The following is a 26,770-nucleotide window of genomic DNA, read 5'->3' on the forward strand; positions in this document are numbered from 1 at the left end:
TCCTAACGCCCAACCGCAAGCGGTTGCCGTCTAAAAACAGCATCCCCCGTCTGCACATCAAACCAGTGGATATTCTGAAGTGGCAATGCCAGTGTTATATCTTCGCCACTCCAGCGCCGATCCGTCGGTAACAAGGTACGAATTGTCGTGGGTTCGCCAGCAGAACCCTCAACCCGTACGCTTACTAAGTTGTTCATCCCCAAGTTTTCTACCAAAAACACCCGACCCCGAACGGTGTTTCTATCTTCAGGTTGTGCAATGCGAACATTTTCCGGACGAATCCCCAACACAATCTGCGGCGGCACGGTTGGAACTTCCGGCAGCGGGATTCTAAAATTACCTAGCATGGCGGAATTTCCCTGGCAAGGCAGCGTTAACAAATTCATTTGGGGACTGCCCACAAACCCAGCCACAAATAGATTTGCCGGATTATTATAAATACGTTCGGGGGGGTCAAGTTGCTGCACATCGCCCTTGTTGAGAACAGCCACTTTGCTAGAAAGCGTCATCGCTTCTGTCTGGTCGTGGGTGACGTAAACAACTGGAACGTGTTGAGATTCAAATAATTGCTTAATTTCAGCCCTGACGTTTTCCCGCAACAGCGCATCCAAGTTACTTAGGGGTTCATCTAATAAAAAGACATGAGGACGGCGTACCAAAGCCCGTGCTAGAGCGACCCGCTGCCGTTGTCCGCCAGACATTTGACCCGGTTTGCGGCTCATTAATTCGTCTAATCCCAATACTCTTGAAGCTTCTGCCACCCGTTGTTTAATTTCTTCCGGGGGTGTTTTTTGCAGTTTGAGACCAGAACCGATATTCTCGTAAACCGTCATGTGAGGATAAAGGGCATAGCTTTGAAATACCATTGCAATGTCGCGATCGCCCGGTCGCAAGTTTGTAACATCTTTATCCCCGATGGAGACCCGACCGCGCGTGGGTTCCTCTAGACCTGCAATCAACCGCAGAATGGTAGATTTACCGCATCCAGAAGGTCCAAGTAACGTGAGAAACTCACCATCTTCTACGCTCAAGCTAACGTCTTTGACCGGGATGACTTTCGGATTATAGGTTTTATTTAAGTTTCGGAGTTCGAGTCTAGCCATGATTTTAAACAGGTTGAAGGTTGAAAGTTGCAGAAAGTTGAAGGTTGAAAGTTTTTTTACCTCGGTTTCTGGCTCAGCCTGAATCAAAGGGATGATTTTTAAAGTTTGAGTGATTCATTCATCACTCAAAACTCAAAATTCATCCCTTTATCCTTTAACAGCACCCGCTGTTAAACCTTGGACAATCTTGCGCTGGAAGAACAACACCAGTAAAACTAGGGGCAAAGTTCCCAAGACCGTTGCCGCAGCAATTGGCCCGTATGGAATTTCAAATAGGGACGCACCGCCTAATTGAGCCGCCCCAACCGGAATCGTCTTCATATCTTCACGAGTAATAAAGGTGAGGGCGAAGATAAACTCGTTCCAAGCAAAAATAAAGGTGAGAATCCCAGTCGTGACCAAAGCCGGAACCGTCATCGGCAGTAAGATTTGCGTCAGCATTTGGAAAGTATTATAGCCATCAACTTTAGCGGCATCTTCCAAATCTTTTGGCAATTGCTCGAAAAAGCTTCGCAGCACTAAAATCGTCAACGGTAAATTGATAGCGGTATAAGGAATTATCAGCGCCAAATAGTTGTTACCCAAGCGAAATGCCTGGACAATTTCTAACAGTCCCAAGAACAACAAAATTCCAGGGAATAAAGTAATGATGAGGACACCGGCGAGGATAACTTTGCCGCCCCGAAGATGCAATCGTGCCAGAGCGTAAGCAGCGGGTGCCCCAATCGCTAAAGCCAGAGCAGTGGAAGTAATCGAGACGAAGGCACTATTTAAGATGTAGCGCCAAAATGGACGACGAACGAATAACTCAATGTAGTGAGCAAGGGTGTATCGAGTGGGAAAATAGACCGTGGGAACGGCGGCAATATCCTCATTGACTTTGAATGAAGTCAGCAGTTGCCATAAAACTGGCGCTAGGCAGAAGATTACTACCAGGGCAACTGCCAGGGGCATTAAGATTTTTTTCCAGGAAAACTTTTTCCCCTTGGTTGGGGTTGGAGCGGTTGGGCGTTCTTGGGGAATGACAGTCATAACTTAAGCGGCTCCTGAAGTTTTGGCACGAGAGCGACTGAGCAAGAAACTAGCGATCGCTACCGCTACAATCAGCAACGTAAAGGTCACTACCACCAGCGCCGCACCATAACCAAAGTCTAAGTAGCGCATCACGGTGGAGTAGATGTACAGCGAGACCACTTCCGTCGAACCTCCAGGCCCGCCACCCGTCATCACCGCAATCAAGTCGAAAATCCCGAAAGATTGGGCAAATCGAAATAGCAGTGCAATTAAGATTTGCGGCATCAGCAACGGTAGCGTAATTCTAGTGAAGTTTTGCCAAGGGGTTGCTCCATCAATCGAATGGGCTTCGTAAAGGTCAGGCGAAATCGACTGTAACCCAGCCAAGAGCAGAATGCTGATAAACGGCGTGGTTTTCCAAACATCGGCAAAGATCACCGCCATCAATGCCAGGGTTGGATCTCCCAGCCAGTTAATCCCACCTTCAATTAGACCGACTCGTCTGAGGATGTCGTTGACAACGCCAAACTGGTCGTTAAAAATCCAACCCCAGGCAAGACCAATCAGAGCAGTTGGTAATGCCCACGGTAAGATAGCCGTCGTTCGTACCAAGCTTCTTCCCCGAAATTTCTGAGTCAGAACCAGAGCGATTCCCAGCCCTAGCAATAGCTCGATGATAACGGCTGAGGTAGTGAAGACTGTTGTTGTCCAGAAACTCTGCCAGAAACGACCATCCCCCGCCATCCGCCCGTAATTATCCAGACCCGCGAAGACAGGTTGCAACTCGGTTCCTAGGTTCTTCGTAAACAAACTCAACCAGAATGCCCGGACAATCGGGTAGCCATAGACCAATAACAGGACAAGCAAGGCAGGCAGTAGTAAGATCCAGCCCGTGCGTTGTTCCCGACCTCGAATTGTATTCAGGTTCATCATGAAGTCAAAGGTAAAAATTCAAAAGACTAACTCTTAAAAAAGTCAAAAGTCCAAGGTGCAAAGGCAAAAGAAACCGCAAATGATGCAATTGTTTTGATTTACTTTTGCCTTTTACAGGGTTGCCTGGTTATGCCGACGGTTTCGCTTGACCCGCGTTGAGGAGTCGGCGCGTTTCATTGGCGGCAGATTGCATTGCTTTTTCCGGACTCGTCCGGTTGGTTAGTGCGGCACTGAGGTAGCGTTGCAAAATATCAGAGGCTTGGGCATATTGTGCAATCGGCGGACGTAAGACGGCTCTTTGCACTACCTCTAAAATCTGCGGGAAGTGGGGGTATTTAGCGACAATCTGTGGGTCTGTAAATAATTCCCGGCGGCTGGGCAGATAGCCTTCTTGCAAAATGAATCGCCGCTGTGTTTCTTCACTGGTAAAGTATTGAATCGCTTTCCAGGCTTCCTCTGGATGTCGAGAGGATTTAGAAATTCCAAAACCCCACCCGCCTAGGCAAGCCGCCCCTTTTTGACCGGGGACGTGAACCATCGGTTTAATCCCGATTTTTCCCTTGATTGGCGAAGTCTCTTCATTCGCTAAGGGCCAGACATAAGGCCAACTTCTTAAAAACGCTGCCTGACCGTTTTGGAAGAAGCGTCGGGTATCTTCTTCGTGATAGGTTGTCACCCCAGGCGGAGCAACACCCTCCTGAACGGTGCCGCGCAAAAACTCGATGGCTCTTAAGGCTTCCGGTCGATCTAACCCAACTTCTAACGTGTCGGGATTCACCCAGAAGCCACCAGCGCCTTCGAGAACCTCCATAAACATTGCCACCGCTCCTTCGTATTGGCGACCTTGCCAGAGGTAGCCCCATGTTACCTTTCCTGTCTTCTGCAAGGTTTTGGAAGCTGCCATTAAATCTTGAAAAGTTTCTGGCGGCTGCAATCCGGCTTCTGCTAGCAAGTCTTTCCGGTAGTAGAGCATCCCCGCATCAGAACGAATTGGCAGTCGGTACAGCTTGCCTTCGTAACGTCCCCCTTCGACATCATTGGGTGAAAATGCTGCCAATTCGTCTTGGGAAATCCGGTTGCTGAGGTCTAGCAGCCAACCCGCCGCCGCAAATTTTGGCGTCCAGATGATATCCATGACCACTAGGTCATAAGGAGATTCTCCCAAGATGAAAGCAGAGGTATAGAGGTCTTCAACCAAGTTTGTAGCGTTAGGACCTTCAACGATGTTGATGCGAATGCCTGGATTCTCTGCCTCGAAGTCTTTGATCATCCGCTGCAAGGGTGGGGCATCTGGGGCAGGCAGCAACAGGTTGAGCGTGACTGGCTGCTGAGCCATCACGAACCAGCTAAACAATACGATGCCCAAGAAAAGAAGAATAGATATCCCAAAGCGACGCAAAGAGCGGAGGTTTGGTAGGAATTTTCGCAGTTTGTTTACCGATTGGCGATATAACATTGTTGCTTTATCGAGCAAAGGTTTAATAGTTGATTGGGAAACAAATAAAGACAATTAAATTTTCTCAACCGGCTTATTTGATGGCTAGCTTACTCACTTTGCTTAAAATTGCTTAATACTCTGATAAGAAGCCCGAAAAAAATAGCTCGTGCTACAGACATTTCAGCTTGTCATCAATGCAGATGATTCCTTTGAAAAAGGCAAAGTTTGCAGAAACGTATCCTAGGCTGAACTGAGATCGTCTCTGGTTCTGCTAGGAGTACAAACTGTTTATTTCCGATAGATAAAAATGCTTTGATATCAGTAAATTAATTTCTTATTAATGAGAGATCAACCTTCCAAAGAAATAGCAAGCTATAAACAAAAAACTTTCCTGGGGGGTTTGAGTTGCAGACCTAAAAGTGGTAAAATCCTCGTTAATATAAGATTAAGTTTTATTAAATTTAAAAAAAGTTTGATTAACCTTGGAAGGGTTAAGACTAGCGATCGCTATGAAAAACTCTAAGGGTTAAGACTAGCGATCGCTACGAAAAACTACCCAATTGTGCAAACCACAATTTCGATTGATATTCATCTATTAGAATTAGCAGTTATCGGTTTGAAGTGCTTGCCGCCAGCTTTGCAACCACATTCGCCAATTCATCTGGCTCAACTGGCTTCGCCAAATGCATCTGAAAGCCTGCCGAGAGAGCCTGCGTGCGGTCTTCTTCCCTCGCATAGGCAGTCAGCGCGATCGCCGGAGTCTCTCCTCCTTGGCTGGCATCCAGTTTCCGCACTTTCCCAAGCAAAGAATAGCCATCCTCGTCGGGCATCCCAATGTCACTCACCAGAACATCCGGTCTGACTTGAGGGATTCGCTCAAATGCTTCTTGTGCCGATGCCGCTGCGATCGCTTCAGCGCCATATTGTTCCAGCATGAAGGTCAGAAATTCCCGCGTGTCAGTATCATCGTCCACAACCAGTACTCGCACGCCATCGAGTAAAGCGCTGCCGACGGAGGATTCAGAACCCAATAAAACATCTTCTTCCATTGTTAGTTTTTTCGCCTCACTCTTGATAAGTGGCAATATTACTGTGAAAGTTGCTCCCTGTCCTTCGCCCGGACTTTCTGCGTAGACAGTCCCACCGTGCAGTTCTACTAAATGATGCACGATTGCCAAACCGAGTCCCAGTCCACCGTGCTTCCGAGTCGTTGAGCCATCCGCTTGTCGGAAGTAATCAAAGACATGGGGCAAAAAGTCAGCACGGATACCCTTTCCGGTGTCAAGGACTTGAATTTGGGCATAGTTGCGATTAGTCCTGAGTCCTTCATTTGTCATGAGTTCGCGTTCGTTGGCGAATGACTTTTGACCGCTGACCATTGACAGTCTTATCTCAACACGACCGCCTTCCGGCGTAAACTTAATCGCGTTTGAGAGCAAATTCCAAACAACTTGTTGTATGCGGCTGGAATCCCCCGAAACCAGCCCTACAGATGGATCGAGGAAAGACTGAAGCTGAATCGATTTCGCGTCAGCCGCCAGACGCACCGTGTCGATAGCTGCCTCAAGGGTAGAGACTAGGTTGATTGGGGAGATATTTAGACCGACTTTTCCGCGGATGATCCGCGAGACATCCAGCAAATCATCAATGAGCTGTGTCTGTAACTTAGCATTGCGCTCGATAGTTTCAATCGCACGAGTGGTGGTAGCTTGGTCAAACTTGCGGGTGCGGAGTAGTTGCGTCCAACCGAGGATTGGGTTGAGCGGCGATCGCAACTCGTGAGAAAGTATCGCCAAGAACTCATCTTTCATGCGATTCGCTTGCTGAGATTCTTGGTAAAGCTGTGCATTGTCAATCGCCGCCGATGCCATCTGAGCCATTTGTACCAGGATGGCTTCATCCTCTTCGGTGAATTCCCCGTCGTATTTGTCGGAAAGCTGAATTAAACCGATATTTTTTCCATTCCGACCAATCAGCGGTACAGCCAGCCAACCCCGCATCGGTGGGTGCTGGTCAGCCGCCTTCCCAAAACCTCGCCAAGCTGGATGTGCTTCTAGTTCGGCTTGCGTCATCCGCATCGGGCGCTTCATGCTACAGACCAGTGCATAGATGCCAGAACCATCGGTTGTTTCACTGTAATCTCGCCACTGCGCGTACTTATCTGACAGAGAAACTGAGTTAATCGCCTGTTCCCAGTTCTCGCCTACCGTGATGCTAGTGACTGACTGATGTGTCCCGATAATTTCGCGGGACTGTGCGGTAATCAGCGATAGCATTTCGTCGAGAGATAGGGTTGAGTTGATGGAAACGGATGCCTCTGCGAGGCGTTGCAAACGGCTGGTATATTGCCGTTGACGGGTCAACATTTGAGCGCGTTCTAAAGCGATCGCTACCTGATCGCAAACAACCTTCATCAATTCAATTTCATCCGTCTCGAAACGGATGCGGTTGCGGGTGCCAAAAGAAAGGGTTCCCATGAGCTGACCGTGGGCGAGTAACGGGTGACAAGTATAAGCTGTCATTCCCAGCGATCGCGCCATTTCTATTTTCGGGTCTGTGGATTGCTGAACGTTCTCTGCGACGAAGTGGTGACGCTCTAAAGCGACACGTCCACACACAGTTTCACCCAAATCCAACCACTCTCTTTCTTGGGAAACTTGCTCGGAAACTCCACCACAACAGTTTAAATGCAGAAGTTGTTTTTCCCGATCGACCAAGTAGTTGAAATAAACTTCAAGTCCTAAATGAGAAGAAAGTTCTTGAAATAGGTTTTCGATCAGTTCTTGCGGTCGATCGTTCAACAGTAACTTGCTTGCCGTTTCCGATAGAAGCTTGAGCCGCTCATGGCTTTTGTGTAGGTCTTGTTCCGCAGCTTTGCGATCGCTGCGTTCCTGGCTTTCTCGCAAAGCTCGCATGACTGATGGCACCAGTCGCTCTAGCCGTTGCTTCACCACGTAGTCTGTCGCACCGTTTTTCAGAGTGTCAATCGCCAATTCCTCGCCAATCGTCGCCGAGACAAAAATAAATGGCACATCGCGGCAAAGGGAGCGAGCAATTTTCAGCGCTGAGATGCCATCAAACGACGGCAGTGAGTAATCTGAGAGAATCAAGTCAAAAGAGCCTGTTTCTAGTGCTGTAACAAAGTCAGTGCGCGTCTCTACTTGCACCAACTCGCAGTCAATCCCACCATTGCTTAAATTCGCATAGATGAGTTCTGTATCTAGCAGACTGTCTTCGAGTAGGAGGATACGCAGTACTTTCACAGGACTCAAACCTTTTTTTGATTATTCAGCGCAACCGTGGAAATCAACATTACTGCTTAAAGCTGAAAACTGAAAATGAAAGTTTTGATTTTGAGTGATTAGATTTTTTTTGATTTCAAATTTAAAACTCATAATTTAAAAATTTTTCGTTTATAATCCCTTGTTTTCATGAATAAACTCCATCATGAATGCTTAATTTCTTCTACCTGCTTAGACAGTACAGGCAATGGGTAAAGAACCAGGTGGTGGCTGATTGACGACTGCCCAAAAAAGCCCGATTTCCTTGATTGCGTTCACAAATTCATGAAAATCAACTGGCTTCACAACATAAGCATTCACCCCTAAATCGTAACTCCTAATCAGATCTTGCTCTTCCCGTGAAGAAGTCAGCATGACGATTGGGATTACTTTCATCGTAGGGTCAGACTTCAACTGTGCTAGCACTTCCAGCCCATCCACTTTGGGTAATTTTAGATCTAGCAGTACCACGACCGGATTCCCTTCAATCCGCAGCTTAAAAATCCCCCGTCGATAGAGATAATCTAGCGCTTCTTCCCCGTCGCGCACGACCACCACTTCATTCGCTAGATGGTTTTCCTCTAGCGCTGCGAGTGTTAACTCAACATCGTTGGGACTATCTTCAACTAGCAAAATTCGTTTCAATTCTTTCATTCATCCCCCTGTATCAATTAAAAATTAAAAAATTTATTCTTCTTAATTTTTAATTTTGCATTTTTAATTTTCATGTTTTTCCTGCCAATTTTGGCAATGAGAAGTAGAAAGTTGCTCCACCCTCTACCGCACCCTCTGCCCAGGTTCGACCGCCATGACGATGGATAATTCGCTGGACGTTCGCCAATCCAATGCCAGTCCCCTCGAACTCTTGTTGGCTGTGCAGGCGCTGAAATACGCCAAAAAGTTTGTGTACGTACTGCATATCGAATCCTACGCCATTATCACGAATAAAAAAGACAACCTCAGACTCATTGTCAGTGCTGCCAATTTCTATTTCGGCATGGGTGCGTGTCTGCGTGTACTTAATAGCATTCGCCATCAGATTCTGGAGTACCAGCCGGAACATGGAAGGGTCGCCTTGGACTTCAGGTAAGTTTTCAAGTTGCCAAGTTACCGCCCGGTTATTGATTTCCGGCTCTAGATCGCGTTGGACTTCTCGAACCAGCCGATCCATATTAATCGATGCATAGCGCATCTCAGTGCGCCCCATGCGGGAAAAGGCGAGCAGTTCATCGACGAGAACTCCGGCTTGTTTAGTGGTCTGGGCAATCGTTTTGAGATAACGCAGACTGGTTTCATCGAGGGTTGTTGACCCTAGCCGTTTTAGGAGCAAGTCCACGAAACCGCTAATATGGCGAAGTGGTGCCCGCAAGTCATGGGAAACCGAGTAGGAGAAAGATTCAAGTTCTTTATTAGCAGCTTCTAGTTGAGCAGTCCGTTCTTGGACCCGTTTTTCTAACTTTTCATTGAGTTGTCGAATCGATGCTTCAGCTTCTTTGCGATCGCTAATGTCGATACACGAGCCGATATAACCCAGAAAACTGCCATCCGGTGTAAATCGGGGAATCCCAATCTCTAGAAGCCATCGGTACTCCCCATCAAAGCGTCTGAGACGATATTCCATTTTGAAATCTTGACGAGCATCAAAGGCATTTACATAAGTATCTAAAAACTGGAGATCGTCGGGATGGACTCCTTCTATCCAACCGTTGCCCATCTCTTGTTCCAAAGTCCTGCCAGTAAAGTTTAGCCAAGGTTTATTGAAGTAGTAATAGAGCTTGTCTAAACCAGACATCCAAATCAAGACGGGAGCCGTATCTGCCATTAGGCGAAAGCGTTCCTCACTTTCGATTAATGCGGCTTCAGCGTGCTTGCGATCGCTAATATTGCGGAAGTATAGCGATAGTCCTCCGGTTTCCGTAGGGTAAGCGCGGACGACAAACCAAGCGTCGAATGGTGGGTAATAGTCTTCCAGTTCCAGAGGCACTTGCTCGGCAATTACCCGCCGGTACATCTGATCGAAGCGGGTGTTGACAACTTCTGGCAACTCTTCCCAGAAGTTCTTGCCCAGAAGTTCTTCCGGGGAACGACCCAAAGTTCTGGCTCCCTCGCGGTTGACGTAGGTGAAACGCCACTCGCGGTCGAAGGCGAGAAAGCCGTCGGTGATGCTTTCGAGAATATTGGAGACTTGCTCTCTAGCGGCTTCTGCTTCCGCACGGGCGATTTGCTCTAAGGATAAAAGCACAGCGCGTTCTGCCTCTACTTGTTTGCGATCGCTAATATCCAGTACGAAAGCTACACCCTCTTGTTGGGAGTCGTTGAGCAAGGCAATCCCCAGAACGATCGGCACTCGCTTGCCGTCCCGTTGGACGTACTCTTTCTCGTAAATATTGGAAACTCCCGTTGCTAGAACCTCTGCGATCGCTCGCTCATCTACGTGTTGGTACTCTGGGGGCGTTAGGTTTTTCCAACTGATTTTTCCCAATTCGGTAAATTCTTCGCGGGTGTAGCCAACCAAGCGGAGGTAAGCATCATTGGCTTCGGTGATGAAACCATCCAAATTCCAGAAGGCAATGCCGCTTAGATTAGAGTCGAACAGTCTACGGAAGCGTTCTTCCGAGCGACGCAGCGCTTCCTCAGCCGCTTTGCGATCGCTAATATCGCTGACTAAGCCGACAAATCCTTCAACTTGCCCAAGACTGTCAAACTGGGGAATGTAAGTGGCACTGATGTAGCGGGTATCACCATCTTTATAGGGGAGTTTGGTTTCGTAAGTAACTTGTTTTCCTGACAAGACTGTCTCAATATACGGACGAGTCGCTTCATAAGCGGCTTCGCCCAGAACCTCCCGAACGTGCTTTCCATTCACTTGCGTGCCATAATCCCCGAACCATTCTTCATAGGCTTTGTTGTGAAAGCAATAGCGCTGTTCTGAATTGATATAGGCAATCAGGACTGGCAAGGCATTTGTAATCAGGCGGAGTTCATTTTCTTTTTTTTCCAGCGTCTCCTGCGCTTGCTTGCGCTCGGTGATGTCCCGGTAATAAATGCTCAGCCCGTCTTCGGAAGGATAAGCATGGATCTCTAACCAGATGCTTAACGGCTCGTAGAACACCTCGAAATGGACAGCCACCTGCTCGGTAATTGCCCGTCGATATTCTCGCTCAACTTTCGTCCCTACTGACCAAGGCCATTGCTCCCAGTGAGTTTTTCCAACGATTTCCTCCAGTTTTTGCCCGTTGAGCCTCGCTGTTTCATGGTTTACATAGGTGATCCGCCACTGGCGATCCAAAGCGACAAACGCATCAGTGATGCTCTCTAGGACGTTCGTAACGCGACGGGTGGACTCCTGTAGCACCAACTCTGCTTGCTTGCGATCGCTGACATCGGTAATCATGGCAAGCGTGCCGAGGAATTCCCCCATGTCGCTGAAAATTGGACTGGTACATACAATTGCCCAGAGATCCGAGCCGTCTTTGCGGCGGAACTGCAAGTCATATTGAGCGGTGACGTCTGGGTTGGGTTGTAGTATTTTTTGCAGTGCTTCCTGGCGCGACGCTTCATCCACAAAGTCGAAAATGGATCGTTCCAGGATTTCTTCCACCCTGTATCCCAGCATTTGCGCCATTCGCTGGTTGACGTAGTCTGTCCGTCCTTGGGTATCGATTGTCCAGATGCCTTCGTTGGCAGTATCGATGAGGCGACGATAGCGCTTCTCACTTGCTTGTAGCTTCAGCAGACTCGTCTCTAGCCGCTGTTTTGCAGTGTGTAGTTCTGAGTTCAGCGAGCTGATCAAGAACGTCACCAGAATAAATACACCCAGTCGCACTACAAGGCTCGTGCTGGTGACGTTTACAGAATAGAGCGGCCCTAAGAAGAGGAAATTGGTAACTAAAGCCGATAAAATTGCAGCTAGCAGCCCCGGAACCATGCCACCATACCAGGCACTAATCGACACTGCTGCATAAAAGAAGGGGAAAATGAGCGGTCCCATCAGCGGCTGTAACAGGAGTGTCAGTAGCAGTGCTACTACCACGCTCAAGACAGCCACGCCATAGCTCAGCAGTTGGGAGCGTGTTACTTTCAGCATGAACCTTTCAAAATTGAAATCCAAAGCGCACCTTCATCAAGGCTTTTTTTACCCTAAGATAGATGACAATTTTTTGGTATTCACCTTATGGATTATTTATTGAGTTGTTAGGATTCCCAATGATTAGCAGCGATCGCGCTCAAAATCGCAACTCGCCACTTTTTCCCGGTATCTTTGGGTTTTAGTGTCTAAATTCACGCCAATCTCGTTCATTCAACGCGATCGCTCTGGAAACTTATTCATAAAATTTAAATTAAACTCAGTTGATAAAAACGACATGAAAACAAAAAAATACTTGGCGCATAGAGTTCGCATCTGAACAAACTTATGCAAACCCTCCGCGAAAGTTAGTCTGCTTTCATCGAACTAATCTGGGATCTGCCCAAGTAATACGCACTATTCCCCATTCCCTTTTCCGCAATGACTACTGACGACATCGCTGAAGAATATGTCAATTTGATGGCAAAATTAATTGATTTGCCACTGGCTCCAGAACACCATCCAGGTGTGGTGGAGAATCTGAGTAAAATTGCCGCGATCGCGCAACTCGTCAACGAGTTTCCTCTGCCCGATGAAATCGAAGCCGCACCCGTGTTTCAACCATGAGCCAAGCCTATCCTGACGCTACTCAAATTGCCTATGCCGTGCGGAATTCTGAAGTTTCAGCAAAAGCCGTCGTTGCTGCTACCTTGGCGAGAATTGCCGACCAGAATCAGACGCTGAACTGTTTTACGGCTGTTACGGCTGAGACGGCAATTGCAGACGCCGAAACCATCGATCGCGCGATCGCTCAAGGCGACGATCCGGGTGTTTTAGCAGGGGTGCCTTTCGCCGTTAAAAATCTCTTCGATATCGCCGGTTTAACCACCCTCGCAGGCGCAAAAATTAACGCCGAAAATCCTCCAGCGATCCAAGACGCCACCGCCGTCGTCAAACTCAAACAAGCAGGTGCCGTCCTAGTCGGGGCGTTGAACATGGATGAGTACGCTTACGGCTTTGTCACTGAAAACAGCCACTACGGTACATCAGCAAACCCCCACGATCTGACTCGCGTTACCGGAGGTTCTTCTGGAGGTTCTGCGGCTGCTGTGGCATCTGGATTAGTGCCGCTGACGCTGGGTTCGGATACGAACGGCTCGATCCGCGTTCCTGCGGCATTTTGCGGAGTTTTCGGCTTTAAGCCTACTTATGGGCGTTTGTCAAGAGCAGGCGCGGGATTGTTTTCCAGTAGCTTCGATCATATTGGGCCGTTTGCCCGTTCCGTGCGCGACCTAGCTGCCGTTTTTGATGTCTTGCAAGGGGCAGATGCCAGAGATCCGGTTTGTACAACTCGCCCCCCAGAACCGTGCTTGCCGTACCTCAAACGGAGCATTGAGGGGTTGCGAATTGCCGTGGCGGATGTTTATTTTGCCCAAGGTGCAGAACCAGAAGCGTTGGAAGCGGTTGCTAATGTCGCGCGGGCGTTAGGCGTGCAAGAAACTGTCACCATCCCGGAACCCCATCGGGCAAGGGCGGCGGCGTATGTGATTACGGCGAGTGAAGGGTCGAATCTGCATTTAGCTTCCTTGCGATCGCGTCCTCAAGATTTCGATCCGGCAACCCGCGATCGCTTTCTAGCGGGTGCCCTCATTCCAGCAAGCTGGTACATTCAGGCGCAAAGATTTCGGCAATGGTACCGCGAGCGCGTTCGGGAAATCTTCAGCGAGGTTGATATCATTCTCGCCCCAACCACTCCCTGCATTGCCCCTCCGATTGGACAAGAAAAAATGGCGATCGCTGGAGAAGAGGTGCTAGTCCGTCCCCACTTAGGACTCTTCACGCAACCCCTATCTTTTATTGGTTTGCCGGTTCTCTCTGTCCCCATTCATCGCCCCGATGCCATGCCTTTAGGAGTGCAAATCATCGCCGCACCTTACAACGAGACGCTGATTCTCCGGGTGGCGGCGGTACTGGAGGCACAGGGTATCATTTCAGCGCCAATTGCAAATGGCGATCGCGCTTAACCCGATACATCTCCTTATCGAGATTCAGTTTTTAGAAATCCCATCCCTGATAACGTCGGGGTACGGGGGTTTCTGATCTATCGTTGCCCAAAAGTTAAAGGGTATCCCAAGAAAAAACCTCGGTTGTGTATGCCGAGGTTAATGTCTAGAGAAGAGATATCCGGTTTAGGAAAGTGTTTTAGCCGTGTTGAGCTTTTTCAAACCCCCGATCTTGCTATGGGTGTCAATCGCTCTAACAACCACTCTGTAACACTTCCAGAATTCTTTAATTTTTGAAGTTTCTGCAACAGTAAAGCCATTACACCTTCGTAGGGAGCGGTTTATGTGCGATCGCTTGGATTGGCTGCTACTGCTTTCTTCGGTTTCTTGCCTGCTTTTAGCTCTTGTTTTTCGTCGAAATGCATCTCTAGTGGTTCGCCGACATACACATCAGCCTCCATAAAGAAGCTGTCGGCAGTCATACACTCATCGAGGGTTAGGGTATTCCCTTCTTTATTGGTGTATCGCATGAATGTGTAACCTCGTGTGAACCTATGTAAACTAATATAACATCTTTATTTCATTATCTTGACAGAATTTCAATTTCATAATAAAAATCATGCTTTGGGAGGAGCATCCTGATGCATGCGAATTTAGTCTTACCGCCTCAAGCTTGGGGATATGTGCGTATTCAGTCCGCCTAGTCGCCCTTACATTTTTGCTGTCATGGGGCACACTTCATGGAATTGATTAATTGTGCAAGACACACTAGGTCATTTTCCGGTAAAGATTCAGACACGGGCAGGTAAAGCACATGCTGGATCAGCCGTTGTGCATTCTCCGCTGCTTCAGTCGCTGGTTTGTCACCTGACGAAGCGTTATCTATATCTATATCTATAAAGGTCAAACTGGTATTTCCTTGAGTAGCGTCAAAACCAGACTCTCTAAGTTTTGCCATCACCGATGGGGGATTTGAAACCAGTATGGGAACAACCCAAAACGAGTTGTACTCAGTTTGGCTTCCGGGGCAAGGAATTTCGGGTTTGAGAAGAGACAGAAATTTGCGGGCATTTTTTGACCGTCTTTCAAACCATTGGGTATCGCAGGTTCTTAATCTCCGCCTCAAAAGAACCAGCATCCGAGTCGGAGGACGATACCTAATTTTTGCCAGAATATCTCCTTGAGAAAACCCCCGTGTCATTGAGTTGATCGCGGAGTCGAGATTCTTTCCCAAATATTTAAGAAAAACCAGTAGAGGGTAATATATCCAAGGAATCGAAAAAAGCTTTAAGCAAAAATACTTAAGAATACGTTTAAAAAACCAAGGCTCGCTCTTGGAGGGATATTGTTGCTCGATCTCTCTCATTTGTTGAGCAAGCGATCGCTCCTGAATGATAGCGATCGCTCCTCCAAGCGCCGTACAGGACTTGATCGGGCCAAAACTAAATAAACTTACATCTGCGTCCTGATAACCGTGATATTTGTCACCGGCAAAAGCTTGGGCACAATCCTCTACTAAGAAAATCTGGTGTTTCTTGCACAGTTCGCCATAAGGCTCCAGATTGATAATCGAGCCGAATAAATGTGCCACAATCAAAACTTTACTTTTTTCCGAAATCAGAGATTCCAGTAAATTGAGATCGGGTGCAAGCGTATCTAAGGAAATATCAACGGGTATCGGCACTAACCCATGCCGTTTCACCACATCAACCATATCCCGAATATTGACACCACTCATCAACACTTCCGACCCAGCAGGAAGGTTTAATGACTGTAGCAGCAGATCGAGAGCTGTTCTAACTGAAAGTGTAACTAGAACCTTGCTACATTCATCAATTTGCTCGTCCCATCCACTCTTACACCCAGGCTTAGAAAGAATTTTGACGCGATCGTATTGTGTTACTAAAAGTTCTCGCTTTCCCAGCCAATCAAATTGAATGTCTCGGATGATTTGCTCTCTGTTTGGGAAGTAAAGAAAGGAAAAAAGACTTGCTATAAGGTCGGCAAAGCTAATATGCAGACGCAATCTAGGATAAACTTTCAACCTTGTTACAGGCGACTTTAAGCTCGACGCTAACGATAAGTTGGTTGTCACATCTTTCACCAGTCGCATTACCCGCCCGGAGCTTAATTCCTGGCTAACAGAATCAAGTCTTCTAAGAGAAGACTGCCTAAGAATTTTAGTTTATTTCAATGGACTTGAGCGATGAGCCTTGAACTTGAGTTTAAGGCGGACTTGGGGCTACACAAAGAGCGCACTCCAAGCACTTCAATTACTTTCCCAAACAATCCTGCTACTTGGTCGCGACACCGGCGATTTGAGGGCTAACAATGGGGAAATCGATCTCAAACTTTTCGTAATTGAGGCGGTCAAAACCAGCGTTTTCCAATGCTACCCAAGTTTCTCGATCTGGGTTGCAACCATCGGCAAGAAATTTCCACACTGGACGCACTCCCTCCTGTACCCGTCGCAAGAAAGTGTCTTGGGGTGCGGCGACGTGTTCGAGAAACAAGAAGCGCCCGCCGGGTTTGAGAACTCGCAAGATTTCATGGAAAGTTGCCGTTAAATCCGGCACCGAACACAAGACAAGGGTACTAACGACTGCATCGATACTGTTATCTTCAGCTTCCAGTCGTTGGGCGCTAATACTGCGGATATCGGGATTGTTTAAGCCATTTCGTTCGGCTTCTTTTCGCAGATAAGGATGCATATACGGGTTCGGCTCGATGCCAATCCAGCGAATGTCTTTGGGATAATAAGGGAAGTTAGCACCCGTTCCGGGGCCAATTTCCAACACATCGCCGTGCAAGTCAGAAAATAGATCGCGCTTGCGATCGCTTACCAGTTTTTCATATCCAGCGTTGCCTTTGGATAGCAACCAGGCAAATAAGCGCTTATTCCAGCAACAGGGACAGCTTTGCATTTGTAACTCCATAGAAATTTCTTATTATCTACTAGCTGCTGACCGAGTGCTGAGTGGCTGTGCTGGGCGGCTATAAAAATACCCTAGGGGCATGGCAATACCATATCCCTAGGGAACACGAACTTTATACGTTATTTAAGCCCGATTCCTTATTCAATCGTCAACTTAAATGTGTATCTGGAATTGGTCAGCTTATAAGGCTGTGCAACCACAACCCGATAATCGCCTGTTGACGTTGCCTGGAAATAAATATTTTGTGGGTGTTCCATCACTTCTCCGTTAGGCCAAACGAAGGTGAAGCCAGACAGTCCTTCGTCGTTGTTATCGGCACCTACGCGATCGCCTTCCCAGGTTATTTCTGTAATAATTGTTTGACCTTTCCGTGCCCTGAAAGTATAGATGTCTTTTTTGCCTAGGGGCACCGCTCCCTTAATCGTAGTAGAGCTTCTCCCCCGTGCAAACTGTACGCGCCGATTGACGCCGGTTTGGGGTTGGGCGGCTATTTGGAGGGTAGTATTGCCTACGTTAGTCTTAGAAACATGAATACCGGAAGCGTTGTTAGTGAGTGCTGTCGCCCATGCTTGGGAGTTCAACAATAGAAATGCGCCTGCACCGAGTAGCGCCAGCGTTGAAACATATTTGTAATTAAATTTACGAAGACCGAATGCCATGTGTTAACCTTCCTTTGAACTGAAGACGAGTTGTCGGCATCTGCACTTAGCACCCTTCAACTGCCTGCTTTTTGGTTCTTCAAATCGACGAAAAGCATTTCCAGAAATCAGGCAAAACCAAGGCTCGTTAGGGTTACAGAGCTTTACAGAGCGTATGTGCGCGGGGAAGAAAAATCGTCATTAGACGCAGGAATGACCAATGGCAATGATAAAAACTTACGACTGGATTGTTGTCGGCGGCGGCATTACAGGCGCGGCGCTGGCTTACGAACTGGCAATCAAAGGCTTTTCGGTTCTTTTATTAGAGCAACACGCCTCACTGCAAGGTGCCACTCGCTATAGTTATGGTGGAATTGCCTACTGGTCAGGGACGACTGAGTTGACGCGACAGTTATGTGCTGAGGGGATTGAGCGTCACCGCATTTTATCTGAGGAATTAGACACCGATACCCAGTTCCGCGAATTAGATTTAATTTTGACCATTGGTACTGATGACGATCCGGAGAAAGTTGCTGCCAACTACGCTGAGTTTGCAATTCCGCCTCGGTTACTCAGCGTTGCAGAAGCTTGCGAGATGGAACCGCTACTCAATCCAGATGCGATCGCTGCTGCTTTAACGGTTCGTCACGGTCACATTGAACCCGAAAAACTAACTCAAGGCTACACTCAAGCTTTTCGCCGCGCTGGGGGTGAGGTGCAAATCGATCGGGTGGTGGAACTACTCGGCACAGGCTCAAAGATTCAGGGAGTCAAAACCGCAACTGCAACCTACCACGCTGCCAAAACCGTTATTTGTGCCGGTGCCATGAGTCGGCAGCTACTCAAAGCTGCGGAGATTCCCATCCGCTTGTATTTCACCCATACCGAACTCATCGAAACGCCACCCATTGATGTACAGTTGCAGACAACGGTGATGCCAGCAGAGATCAAACGCTTTCAACTAGAAGCCCAAGCAACTATCCCTGAACACGATCGCTTATGGGATGAACCCGATTATGAGCCTGTTCCACCGATTCTAGATGCCGGTGCGATTCAGTTCCAAGATGGCAGTTTACGCATCGGTCAAATTAGCCGAGTTCTGACCGCTCCCAACGCTAAAATTGATGCGGCCCAAAGTGAAGCGAACCTCCGCGCTGCGGTGGGGAAAATCTTACCAACACTAGAAAATCTACCCGGAAAGTGGCATCACTGCTTGGTTGCGTTTAGTAGCGATCGCCTTCCCTTAGTTGGGGCACTCAATAACGTAGACGGTGCTTATCTCTTCTCCGGATTTTCAAATCCCTTGGTATTCGTGCCATCCTTAGCCAAGCATTTTGCTAGTTGGGCAGCAGGTCAAGAAGACGAGGTTCTCACCCAATTATCGCCGCTACAGTTGTAGCGATACAATCCCTATTAGTCTGCGTAGGCAGGCTTTGTTTGTATAGCCGCGACTTCAATCGTCAGGCGTTTTTACTATGACAACCACGAGTTTATTTATTTTTGCGATCGCTGGACTCTTTGCCGGAATTCTCGCGGGATTTTTAGGCATTGGCGGCGGTACGGTTCTTGTCCCCTTATTAGTCGCTTTGAAATACACACCCGTGCAAGCGGTTGGCACCAGTAGCCTAGCAATTTTAATCACGGCAATTTCTGGCAGTGTCCAAAACTGGCGGATGGGGTTATTCAGCTTCAAAAGAGTGATTGCCATTGGATTTCCTGCTGTAGTCACTGCACAAATTGGTGCTTATTTAGCTACCCAATTCCGTCCTTATTTACTGCTAGCAGCTTTTGGATTATTGCTACTTTTAAATATTTACTTAGTTGAACTACGCAAGCAGCTAACAATCAAGAAGAAGCAGGAAGAAGAACAGGAACTAAAAACTTCAGGTAGCCACGATACCATCCCTAAAAATTCAAACATCTTCTTCAATCCAAATTTTGCCAGAATTGCCACTGGCAGCGCTGCTGGGATACTCGCAGGTTTATTTGGGGTTGGTGGCGGTGTAATTATGGTGCCGCTGCAAATTTTACTTTTAGGAGAAACCATCAAAGTCGCCATTCAAACCAGTTTAGGTGTCATCGTTATTACAGCTATATCAGCGACTATCGGACACGCTTTCAGAGGCAATGTTTTGTTAGTTGAAGGACTTCTTTTAGGATGTGGTGGTTTCTTGGGGGCGCAAATAAGCACGCGCTTTCTACCCAAATTGCCCGATGAAGTCGTCAGTTTAGCCTTTCGCACCTTGCTAGGGATTTTATCTATTTATGTCTTTTGGCAAGCATGGCAAAACTATAACAATTTTAAAATTTAAGCTTATATAAAAACTGTTTTTAGATAAGTTGAAACTTTAAATTACAATAATTACCTTTCTCTATTTATTGAACTTATTTGTATTGATAACGAGCCTGGTTTAGTTATCAGATACGAGCGGTTCAGACCCCCGACTTCTGGGAGAAGTCGGGGATCTCGCCTTCACTAATAACTCGTAACTAATAACTAAGCAGACAAACCGTTTCTTTCTCTTAAACCTTTAGCAAGCGACAAGCGCATCTGAACGATTCAGAACTCTTAAATCCTCCTCATCCAACTCGACGGGGACGCCGCTGCGAATCAGTTCCACAAAGTCCTCGTTGGGAACCATAAAGCACAGCGTATACAAGCGATCGCAACCTGTATTTTCAATTTTATGAATCCCCGTCGGCGGTACTAATAAGCTGTCTCCAGGGCAAATCGGGACGGTTTTGCCGTCGCAAGTCGCTAGCCCTTGCCCCTTGAGGACAAAAAACATCTCCACAGCCATTTGGTGACGATTGGGAGGAGTTTTCCCACCAATATCAAAAATTTCTACACAAAAAGTTAATGAAACGTTAGCGCTTGCCGGATCGAAGACAATCGCTAACCGATTGCTATCCTCAGGACTGATGCGAAAGGCTTGATAGTCTCTGGGAGACTTGACGATCGGAATCATGCAACGGGACGAGTCCATCGGGCATTTCTCCTCTAAAAGAGAGCAATATGGCTAATGGCTAATTGTTCGTTACCATTGGCGATTAGCATTAGCGGTTAGCCAACTTAATTGCTTCTACGATAGCTTGAGAATCTGCCACGAAACCAAAACACTGTTTTACGTTATAAAGAGTAGCTTGCCAGCAATACTCTGGCGATGTGGTAGCAGTACCATCCTTCACCAAAATGCAGTCATAGCCGAGAAAGTTAGCGTCTTGCAGCGTTGCCATCACGCACTGATCTGCATTAACTCCGGCAAAGAACAAAGTCGTTTTTCCCAGGTTCCGCAGGATGCTGTCGAGAGGTGTATCCCAAAAACCGCTCATCCGGTACTTATCGACGCGGATATCTTCCGGTTTTGGTTCCAATTCATCCACCACCGCCGCCGCCCAACTGCCCACCATCAGCACTGGCGCACCATTCGCGGGCAGTGGATCTCCTAAACCCACACCATCGCCCGTGGGATTATAAACATGGCGTACACTAGCGCTGATATTCAATAAATCGGGACGGTTTCCCCAGTTAACCCAAATCACCGGAACGTTTGCCGTTCGCAATTCTGGCAACAGCGTTTTAAGCGGATTGATGGGAGTTCGGGCGGGTGTCACGTCTACGCCAATGTGGGCTAGCCAGCCATCGGGATGACAGAAATCATTCTGCATATCAATCACCAAAATTGCGGCTTTTGCCAAATCTAGGCGTAGCGTCTTGGTTTCTGTGGCTAGGGTGACAACTTGCGGTTTTAAAGGCGGGCGCGTGATATCAGCAATTTCCGCATCAACTGCCCAAGCATTCGGCGGCACACCCAAGGTACGGAGGGGTCGATTCATAGGGAGAGTGCAAGGGGGCAATCTTGAGGAATACTACTTTTTCTGCCCAGGACTCTTAAATTTTTCTATTTCTTAACTTCAAGGGAAAATGCGCGAGTTATAAACTTACAGAAGGTTTGGGCATACCCGATTGACCTGTTCCTGCTTACTTGCACAACCTCCTCACTTCCCCACCAGCAAGAGTAAGATCGGAAATAATTTTTAATCCCAAAAGGCAAAATTCCCCTTCTCCGTACCCCCCTCTATCTCCCCGCCAGCAGAGGGAAGATAAGGAATAAATTTTATTCAGGAGGGTTGGGGTGGGGTTCCGGAACTAGAATGAAACGATCTTGTTGCTTAAACCACCATCGGTAACTCTTGAAAGCTACTTTTTAGTAAAGTTTTGTCTTCCTCGGCGCGGAGGAGTTCCATTACCCGATCCTTATAATCCTGAAACAGAGGATTGCACTTAATGTCATAAGTGCGATCGGTGGGGAGTTTTATACTTAATTCTTCTTTAACCGTACCTGGACGCGAACTCAGCACATAGATGCGTTGAGATAGAAACACTGCTTCCTCAACATCGTGAGTAATCATAAATATTGTTGTCCGCGTGCGTTGCCAGACTTGCAGTAAAAATTGCTGCATCGCTTCTTTCGTCTGCACATCCAACGCCCCAAACGGTTCATCCATCAGTAAAATTTTCGGTTGCGAGGCTAAAGCACGCGCGATCGCGACCCGTTGCTTCATCCCACCTGAAAGTTCTTTCGGAAGTGCCTTCGCAAACCCAGACAACCCAACCACATCCAGATAATAAGCCACCCGTCGCCGTCGTTCTATCGAGGAGACACCTTGCAGCTTTAAACCAAATCCCACGTTATCTGCAACCGTCATCCACGGATATAGCGTATAGCTTTGGAACACCATTCCCCGGTCAGGGCCAGGTCCCGTCACGCGCACCCCATCGACCAAAACTTCCCCCGCCGTGGGAGTATCCAATCCAGCAATCAACCGTAGCAATGTTGACTTACCAGAACCCGAAGCACCTACCGCACAGATACATTCTCCCTCTTCAATCTGCAAATTGATATCTTTGAGAGCAACGAGCGAACCGCGTCGAATTGGAAATTGTTTATGGAGTTGAGAAACTTGCAAATGCATAATGAGTGATAATTTTAAGTTTTTAGATTGAGTTGCCCACTCTAATCGTCATTGGTCACTAGCACCGAACGAATCCTTCAAAACCAATGACTGCTTACTTCTTTTCTTAATCATTAGCCCACTTACAAGACACGCGCAGTAACAATCGAAACAAAAGGTCGATCGTCAAACCAATCAAGCCAATTACAATCAGTCCCGCAAAAATTTCATCGGTCTTGAGAAATCTTTGGGCGACACTAATACGGCGACCCAAGCCTTCTGTCGCTGCCACCAACTCGGACACGATGACTAAGTTCCAAGAAGCTGCCATATTGACGCGACCCGCATCGATAATACTCGGAAGAATAAAGGGAAAAATTACTTGCAATAAAACTTGCTTTCGCTGACCGCCCAAGGTGTAGGAAGTTTCCAATAGCTCTTTAGGTACAAACTTCACCGCATCCATCACCATGAGCGTGTTAAAAAATAGCGTTCCGATAAAAATCAGCAGAATTTTTGGTTCTTCTCCCAGACCAAAATACAAAATTAGTAAGGGAATAAAAGCCGGTGCTGGCATATAACGCACAATGCCAATAATCGGTTCCATCAGCGCTCGAATGCTGGAAAAAGTTCCCATCAGTATCCCTAAGGGAATTGCAATCAGCGCCGCCAGAGAAAAGCCACTCAGAACGCGAAACAGGCTATAGGCAATATCTTTTTGCAAATCGCCAGTTGCTAAAAGCCTCTGAAAAGCGCCCCAAACTTGAGCGGGAGTCGGCAAAAATAAAGGTGCGACTATCCCAGCATTGGAGACTATCCACCAAAGAGCAACCGGGATGCAAATTGACAGAACCATTAAAGTCCATGCCAATTTTTTAGGAATCTCCTCACCAATGCGCCAGAAGACGCTAGGCGATAACATTTTACGAGGACGAGCGGAATTATTTTCCGGCAAATCTTCAGCGTAGCGGTTCATGATTTTTGCTTTGCCGCGTAGGCTTTGATAAACTGATCGTCAAATATTTGGGTGAGATTCGGAGCCTGTTTAGCTAACTTAGCCTCAACTAAAAATTTGCTAATTTCTTGAGCGGCGTAACCCAAAGAGGTCATGTCATTACCGGGACTAAATGCTTTCAAATTATCTTCAATGGTAAAGATTTTAGTCCCGGCTTCGTATTTCTTGTATTCATCAACCGTGACCCCAGCCCGTTTTGCCATTGTGGCGTAAGCTTTGTCAGGATTGGTGCCGATAAACGCCAACGTGTCGAACCAAGTATTGACCAAAGCTTGCACGTCTTGAGGACGTTCGGTAATCAGTTTTCGACTGACTGTTAAATGATCGGGAATTGCTCCTGGAAAGTCCTTAGAACTGAATAACTCTTTACTTCCAGCACGTTCTAATGCCTTGCTGGTAAACGGTGCAAAAACTCCAACTGCATCCACTTGACCCGCAACAAAAGCAGCTGAGGCTGCGCCGGTTTCTAAAGGCTGAAAAGTAATATCAGCCTGGGTTAAACCCGCTTTTTTCAGTCCGAGAAGTAGCAAAAAATGATCGACGGTTCCTTCTTCAGCAGCGATTTTTTTCCCTTTGAGGTCGGCAATACTATTGATACCTTCCCGAACAATAATTTTATCGTTGCCTGTCGAATTGTCATTAACTAATACAATCACTTGATCGGAACCAGCAGCCACTGAGCTGATCGTGTCATTCAAGGTTTGGGTATTCGCGCTGAGCTGACCAGCATTGAGGGCGTTAATGGAATCTAAATAGCCATCGAACCACTTCAAATTCACATTAACTTTGTTCGCGTCAAACAGCTTTTCTTCCTGAGCCACCTGCCAGGGCAACCACCCAGGCCAAACACTGAAACCCATTTGAATTGTTTCAGTTTTTGAGGATGTAGCGGTTTGCTGGGGGTTAGCACAACTAACCGTAATGACGAGGCTGAGCAAAAAGACCGAGAATAGAGAAAGTAACTGGCGGGTCTTCATTGAGTCTCACTCTTTACTAGCAGGCTCATTAGGCGGGTAGCATTTCTGTTGCCGCAGCAGATGAACGTTGATTTAAAACTTGCGATTTTACCCAATCAAACCAATTTTCTAATCCCTCACCTGTCTTGGCAGAAACCGCAATAATTGTGACATGAGGGTTCATCTGACGGACGTTAGCGGCAATCCGATTAATATCAATATCAAGATAAGGAGCTAAATCGATCTTGGTAATTAATAAACAATCCGCTTCTTGAAACATCACCGGATATTTGAGCGGCTTATCTTCTCCTTCAGTCACGCTCAACAAAGCAACTTTAATGTGTTCTCCCACTTCAAACTCAGCAGGACAAACTAAATTACCGACATTTTCAACCAGCACTAAATCAAAATCAGCAGGATTGTACTGGTGTTCTAGTTGATGAATTCCCCCAGCTACCATCTTGGAATCCAAGTGGCAGGAACGCCCCGTGTTAATTGCAATAACAGGGACTCCATATTGACGCAAACGGTCGGCATCCAACTCCGTCGTCATATCCCCTTCGATTACGGCGATTTTCAACTCATCTGTCAAAACAGCAAGCGATCGCTCTAACAGTGCCGTTTTACCCGCCCCAGGACTACTCATAATATTGAAACAAGTAATCCCCCACTTATCGAAATGCGCCCGATTATGATCGGCTCCTTTCTGATTAGCATGGAGCAAGTTAATTCCTAATGCAGCGTCAAATGTTTGATGCATAAGCGTTTTTCTGTACTTCGTCAAAACTATACTCAATTCGGTCAATTTTTAGTTCTCTACCTGAGCGAATATCCTCCATCGGTGAGTCACACTCAGGGCAGCCGTATTGCAATCCAACTTGGGGTGCATATTCTTGTTGGCAGCGGTGACAAAAGGCAATCAGCGGTGTTTCCTGAATTACCAGTTCTACCCCTTCTAAAAAGGTGTTGCCAGTCTGTACTTCAAAAGCAAATTTTAGACTGACAGGTTCGACACAAGTGAACTTACCAACAATTAAGTGAATCTGGGTAATCTGGGGGCGCTCAGTCTGGGATTCCCACCAGTCTTTTACTGTGAAAATGAGCGCCTTTGTCATGTCAGTTTCGTGCAAGGCTCAACTCCACTCTGCAACTAATTCTGGTTGGGCGTAGGGGTGAATGTATGCGGCTTTTTCTTTTCGAGGTAACTGTCCTGACAGCACTAAATGCGCCATCGTGTCGCAAATCACTCGAGTTGCCATCAAAGATGTCATGTCGCTGATGTCGTAAGGGGGCGACACTTCCACCACCTCAAGTCCACAAACGGGTGCTTTCTGAACAATTTTGCCCAGCATATAAAGAGCCTCGCGGGGCAATAATCCGCCCGGTTCAGGCCAACCCGTTCCTGGGACAAAACCGGCATCAATGCAGTCAATATCAAAGCTGATATAAACGCAGTCGGTTCCGTCTAAAGCCCTTTCTAGAGCGAAGTTTACTGCTGCATCCAAACCCATTTCTGTGATGTCTGTAACCGTCAGAATATTTGTGGCTCGTTCTCGACAGACTTTTACACCTTGACGCGGCACTTGCCAGCCGCCGATTCCTAATTGCACGAGGTTTTTTGGATTGGCATTCTTGATGTTTGTGGCATGGAACCAAGGGCAGGTGTGCATGCGCTCATCAAGGTCTGTTTCCTGGGTATCGACGTGGCGATCGAAGTGAATAATCCCCATTTTTTTATCCCCTAAGTGGCGACAAACTCCGCGCACTGTGGGATAGCCAATTGAATGATCGCCTCCCAAAATTATTGGGAAAGCACCAGAACTAAAGATATGAGCAATTCCTTTAGAAATTTGGTCAAATGACTTTTCGTTATTTCCCGGAATTGTGAAAATATCTCCAACATCACACAGAGTTATTTGCTCTCGCAAATCGACGCCTAATTCAAAGTTATAGGGCGTATACAAAGCCGAAATCCGCCGAATTCCTTGGGGTCCAAACCGGGTTCCAGGCCGGTAGGTGGTGCCAGAATCATGCGGTACGCCTACAATTGCAACATCGTATTCACCGACTTTTCGCACATCTTCTATATAAGGTGCTTTCAGGAAGGTGTTAATGCCTGCGTAATGGGGAAGTTCGCCGCGAGAGAAGGTGGAAATAGAGCGATCGCGTATACTTTCTGCTGCCTCTAATCCAAACTCTAACCCTTTTGCAACCTCCTGTTGCCAGCCTGTCATTGGCAGATGGGTTTCTTTCTCTAAGGCGCGACTCGCTTCAGTAGACGGCGGCTGAAAATCCGAATTCGAGTTTTGAGAATTTATGTCAGTCATGTTTGGAAAAATGGGATGTTTCGTCAGTCTAAAAGCTCTATTTTTTCTCCCAAGTCAAAGAAGACTTGCAAAAACAATAGCCCGGGTAAGCCATAACAGATAAG

23 protein-coding genes are annotated in these 26,770 nt (G+C 47.2%); 4 read left to right on the plus strand and 19 right to left on the minus strand.

Annotated elements, in window-relative coordinates; translation table 11 throughout:
• Window positions 1–2 precede the first annotated feature (2 nt).
• The 7 genes from NDI34_RS04225 to NDI34_RS04255 form a co-directional block, all read right to left on the minus strand.
• Entirely contained in the window at window positions 3–1,103 is a 1,101-nt protein-coding gene (locus tag NDI34_RS04225) for an ABC transporter ATP-binding protein (protein ID WP_190411438.1), read from the minus strand.
• 147 nt (window positions 1,104–1,250) lie between these two features.
• Window positions 1,251–2,057 carry a carbohydrate ABC transporter permease gene (locus NDI34_RS04230; protein ID WP_242028893.1) on the minus strand — a complete coding sequence of 269 codons (807 nt, stop codon included), beginning with the start codon at window positions 2,055–2,057 and terminating at the stop codon, window positions 1,251–1,253.
• Window positions 2,058–2,138: 81 nt separating this feature from the next.
• The gene (locus tag NDI34_RS04235; RefSeq protein WP_348231956.1) at window positions 2,139–3,050 is read right to left on the minus strand and encodes a sugar ABC transporter permease; all 912 of its coding nucleotides are present in this window, start codon (window positions 3,048–3,050) and stop codon (window positions 2,139–2,141) included.
• A gap of 127 nt (window positions 3,051–3,177) precedes the next feature.
• On the minus strand, window positions 3,178–4,506 hold the full coding sequence (locus tag NDI34_RS04240; RefSeq protein ID WP_190411435.1) for an ABC transporter substrate-binding protein: 1,329 nt from the start codon (window positions 4,504–4,506) through the stop codon (window positions 3,178–3,180).
• Window positions 4,507–5,096: 590 nt separating this feature from the next.
• Window positions 5,097–7,751: a response regulator gene (locus NDI34_RS04245; RefSeq protein ID WP_348231957.1), complete on the minus strand. Its 2,655-nt coding sequence runs from the start codon at window positions 7,749–7,751 to the stop codon at window positions 5,097–5,099.
• A gap of 210 nt (window positions 7,752–7,961) precedes the next feature.
• Entirely contained in the window at window positions 7,962–8,423 is a 462-nt protein-coding gene (locus NDI34_RS04250) for a response regulator (protein ID WP_190436369.1), read from the minus strand.
• 70 nt (window positions 8,424–8,493) lie between these two features.
• A complete protein-coding gene (locus NDI34_RS04255; RefSeq protein ID WP_348231958.1) occupies window positions 8,494–11,856 on the minus strand; it encodes a PAS domain S-box protein in 3,363 nt (1,120 codons plus the stop codon).
• A gap of 420 nt (window positions 11,857–12,276) precedes the next feature.
• Between NDI34_RS04255 and NDI34_RS04260 the strand changes: the two genes are divergently transcribed.
• Window positions 12,277–12,462 (plus strand): DUF4089 domain-containing protein, encoded by a 186-nt coding sequence (locus tag NDI34_RS04260; RefSeq protein WP_190411431.1) that lies wholly within the window; start codon window positions 12,277–12,279, stop codon window positions 12,460–12,462.
• On the plus strand, window positions 12,459–13,859 hold the full coding sequence (locus NDI34_RS04265) for an AtzE family amidohydrolase (RefSeq protein ID WP_348231959.1): 1,401 nt from the start codon (window positions 12,459–12,461) through the stop codon (window positions 13,857–13,859). Before NDI34_RS04260 ends, NDI34_RS04265 begins: the two co-directional genes overlap by 4 nt.
• A 320-nt stretch (window positions 13,860–14,179) precedes the next feature.
• Here the strand turns inward: NDI34_RS04265 and NDI34_RS04270 are convergent, their stop codons facing one another.
• The 4 genes from NDI34_RS04270 to NDI34_RS04285 form a co-directional block, all read right to left on the minus strand.
• Window positions 14,180–14,368: a hypothetical protein gene (locus NDI34_RS04270; RefSeq protein WP_190411487.1), complete on the minus strand. Its 189-nt coding sequence runs from the start codon at window positions 14,366–14,368 to the stop codon at window positions 14,180–14,182.
• A gap of 194 nt (window positions 14,369–14,562) precedes the next feature.
• Window positions 14,563–15,951 (minus strand): DegT/DnrJ/EryC1/StrS family aminotransferase, encoded by a 1,389-nt coding sequence (locus tag NDI34_RS04275; protein WP_348231960.1) that lies wholly within the window; start codon window positions 15,949–15,951, stop codon window positions 14,563–14,565.
• A gap of 181 nt (window positions 15,952–16,132) precedes the next feature.
• Window positions 16,133–16,762 (minus strand): class I SAM-dependent methyltransferase, encoded by a 630-nt coding sequence (locus NDI34_RS04280; protein WP_190532765.1) that lies wholly within the window; start codon window positions 16,760–16,762, stop codon window positions 16,133–16,135.
• A gap of 149 nt (window positions 16,763–16,911) precedes the next feature.
• Window positions 16,912–17,433, minus strand: coding sequence for a hypothetical protein (locus NDI34_RS04285; protein WP_190526835.1), 522 nt, complete (start codon window positions 17,431–17,433; stop codon window positions 16,912–16,914).
• A gap of 208 nt (window positions 17,434–17,641) precedes the next feature.
• Between NDI34_RS04285 and NDI34_RS04290 the strand changes: the two genes are divergently transcribed.
• Both NDI34_RS04290 and NDI34_RS04295 read left to right on the plus strand, forming a co-directional pair.
• On the plus strand, window positions 17,642–18,811 hold the full coding sequence (locus NDI34_RS04290) for an FAD-binding oxidoreductase (RefSeq protein WP_348231992.1): 1,170 nt from the start codon (window positions 17,642–17,644) through the stop codon (window positions 18,809–18,811).
• A 76-nt stretch (window positions 18,812–18,887) separates the two neighbouring features.
• A complete protein-coding gene (locus NDI34_RS04295; protein WP_348231961.1) occupies window positions 18,888–19,724 on the plus strand; it encodes a sulfite exporter TauE/SafE family protein in 837 nt (278 codons plus the stop codon).
• Between the two features lie 219 nt (window positions 19,725–19,943).
• On the opposite strand, the gene NDI34_RS04300 is transcribed toward NDI34_RS04295, so the two are convergent.
• The 8 genes from NDI34_RS04300 to speB all read right to left on the minus strand — a co-directional run bounded on the left by NDI34_RS04300 (window position 19,944) and on the right by speB (window position 26,666).
• Window positions 19,944–20,399: a cupin domain-containing protein gene (locus NDI34_RS04300; protein WP_190411425.1), complete on the minus strand. Its 456-nt coding sequence runs from the start codon at window positions 20,397–20,399 to the stop codon at window positions 19,944–19,946.
• 70 nt (window positions 20,400–20,469) lie between these two features.
• A complete protein-coding gene (locus NDI34_RS04305) occupies window positions 20,470–21,249 on the minus strand; it encodes a cysteine hydrolase family protein (protein WP_348231962.1) in 780 nt (259 codons plus the stop codon).
• Between the two features lie 336 nt (window positions 21,250–21,585).
• Window positions 21,586–22,389 (minus strand): ABC transporter ATP-binding protein, encoded by an 804-nt coding sequence (locus NDI34_RS04310; protein WP_348231963.1) that lies wholly within the window; start codon window positions 22,387–22,389, stop codon window positions 21,586–21,588.
• Window positions 22,390–22,495: 106 nt separating this feature from the next.
• Window positions 22,496–23,344, minus strand: a complete 849-nt coding sequence (locus NDI34_RS04315) for an ABC transporter permease (protein ID WP_190411422.1) — start codon at window positions 23,342–23,344, stop codon at window positions 22,496–22,498.
• Window positions 23,341–24,360, minus strand: a complete 1,020-nt coding sequence (locus tag NDI34_RS04320) for an ABC transporter substrate-binding protein (RefSeq protein ID WP_348231964.1) — start codon at window positions 24,358–24,360, stop codon at window positions 23,341–23,343. The genes NDI34_RS04315 and NDI34_RS04320 overlap by 4 nt, the downstream gene beginning before the upstream one ends.
• 28 nt (window positions 24,361–24,388) lie before the next feature.
• A complete protein-coding gene (gene hypB, locus NDI34_RS04325) occupies window positions 24,389–25,099 on the minus strand; it encodes a hydrogenase nickel incorporation protein HypB (protein ID WP_348231965.1) in 711 nt (236 codons plus the stop codon).
• On the minus strand, window positions 25,083–25,469 hold the full coding sequence (gene hypA, locus NDI34_RS04330) for a hydrogenase maturation nickel metallochaperone HypA (RefSeq protein ID WP_199299643.1): 387 nt from the start codon (window positions 25,467–25,469) through the stop codon (window positions 25,083–25,085). Before hypA ends, hypB begins: the two co-directional genes overlap by 17 nt.
• Before the next feature lie 3 nt (window positions 25,470–25,472).
• Window positions 25,473–26,666: an agmatinase gene (gene speB, locus NDI34_RS04335; protein ID WP_190822435.1), complete on the minus strand. Its 1,194-nt coding sequence runs from the start codon at window positions 26,664–26,666 to the stop codon at window positions 25,473–25,475.
• Window positions 26,667–26,770: the final 104 nt, after the last annotated feature.

This window comes from Trichocoleus sp. DQ-U1 (genome assembly GCF_039961925.1).
Lineage (GTDB): Bacteria > Cyanobacteriota > Cyanobacteriia > Cyanobacteriales > FACHB-T130 > FACHB-T130.

Bases quoted from the DNA above. Each gene is read 5' to 3' on its own strand.
- NDI34_RS04250 (WP_190436369.1), bottom strand. From the start codon at position 8,423: ATGAAAGAATTGAAACGAATTTTGCTAGTTGAAGATAGTCCCAACGAT.
- NDI34_RS04230 (WP_242028893.1), bottom strand. From the start codon at position 2,057: ATGCCCCTGGCAGTTGCCCTGGTAGTAATCTTCTGCCTAGCGCCAGTT.
- NDI34_RS04225 (WP_190411438.1), bottom strand. From the start codon at position 1,103: ATGGCTAGACTCGAACTCCGAAACTTAAATAAAACCTATAATCCGAAA.
- speB (WP_190822435.1), bottom strand. From the start codon at position 26,666: ATGACTGACATAAATTCTCAAAACTCGAATTCGGATTTTCAGCCGCCG.
- NDI34_RS04235 (WP_348231956.1), bottom strand. From the start codon at position 3,050: ATGATGAACCTGAATACAATTCGAGGTCGGGAACAACGCACGGGCTGG.
- NDI34_RS04305 (WP_348231962.1), bottom strand. From the start codon at position 21,249: ATGAATCGACCCCTCCGTACCTTGGGTGTGCCGCCGAATGCTTGGGCA.
- NDI34_RS04270 (WP_190411487.1), bottom strand. From the start codon at position 14,368: ATGCGATACACCAATAAAGAAGGGAATACCCTAACCCTCGATGAGTGT.
- NDI34_RS04265 (WP_348231959.1), top strand. From the start codon at position 12,459: ATGAGCCAAGCCTATCCTGACGCTACTCAAATTGCCTATGCCGTGCGG.
- hypB (WP_348231965.1), bottom strand. From the start codon at position 25,099: ATGCATCAAACATTTGACGCTGCATTAGGAATTAACTTGCTCCATGCT.
- NDI34_RS04295 (WP_348231961.1), top strand. From the start codon at position 18,888: ATGACAACCACGAGTTTATTTATTTTTGCGATCGCTGGACTCTTTGCC.
- NDI34_RS04310 (WP_348231963.1), bottom strand. From the start codon at position 22,389: ATGCATTTGCAAGTTTCTCAACTCCATAAACAATTTCCAATTCGACGC.
- NDI34_RS04300 (WP_190411425.1), bottom strand. From the start codon at position 20,399: ATGGACTCGTCCCGTTGCATGATTCCGATCGTCAAGTCTCCCAGAGAC.
- NDI34_RS04315 (WP_190411422.1), bottom strand. From the start codon at position 23,344: ATGAACCGCTACGCTGAAGATTTGCCGGAAAATAATTCCGCTCGTCCT.
- NDI34_RS04280 (WP_190532765.1), bottom strand. From the start codon at position 16,762: ATGCAAAGCTGTCCCTGTTGCTGGAATAAGCGCTTATTTGCCTGGTTG.
- NDI34_RS04285 (WP_190526835.1), bottom strand. From the start codon at position 17,433: ATGGCATTCGGTCTTCGTAAATTTAATTACAAATATGTTTCAACGCTG.
- NDI34_RS04275 (WP_348231960.1), bottom strand. From the start codon at position 15,951: ATGCGACTGGTGAAAGATGTGACAACCAACTTATCGTTAGCGTCGAGC.
- NDI34_RS04260 (WP_190411431.1), top strand. From the start codon at position 12,277: ATGACTACTGACGACATCGCTGAAGAATATGTCAATTTGATGGCAAAA.
- NDI34_RS04240 (WP_190411435.1), bottom strand. From the start codon at position 4,506: ATGTTATATCGCCAATCGGTAAACAAACTGCGAAAATTCCTACCAAAC.
- NDI34_RS04320 (WP_348231964.1), bottom strand. From the start codon at position 24,360: ATGAAGACCCGCCAGTTACTTTCTCTATTCTCGGTCTTTTTGCTCAGC.
- NDI34_RS04255 (WP_348231958.1), bottom strand. From the start codon at position 11,856: ATGCTGAAAGTAACACGCTCCCAACTGCTGAGCTATGGCGTGGCTGTC.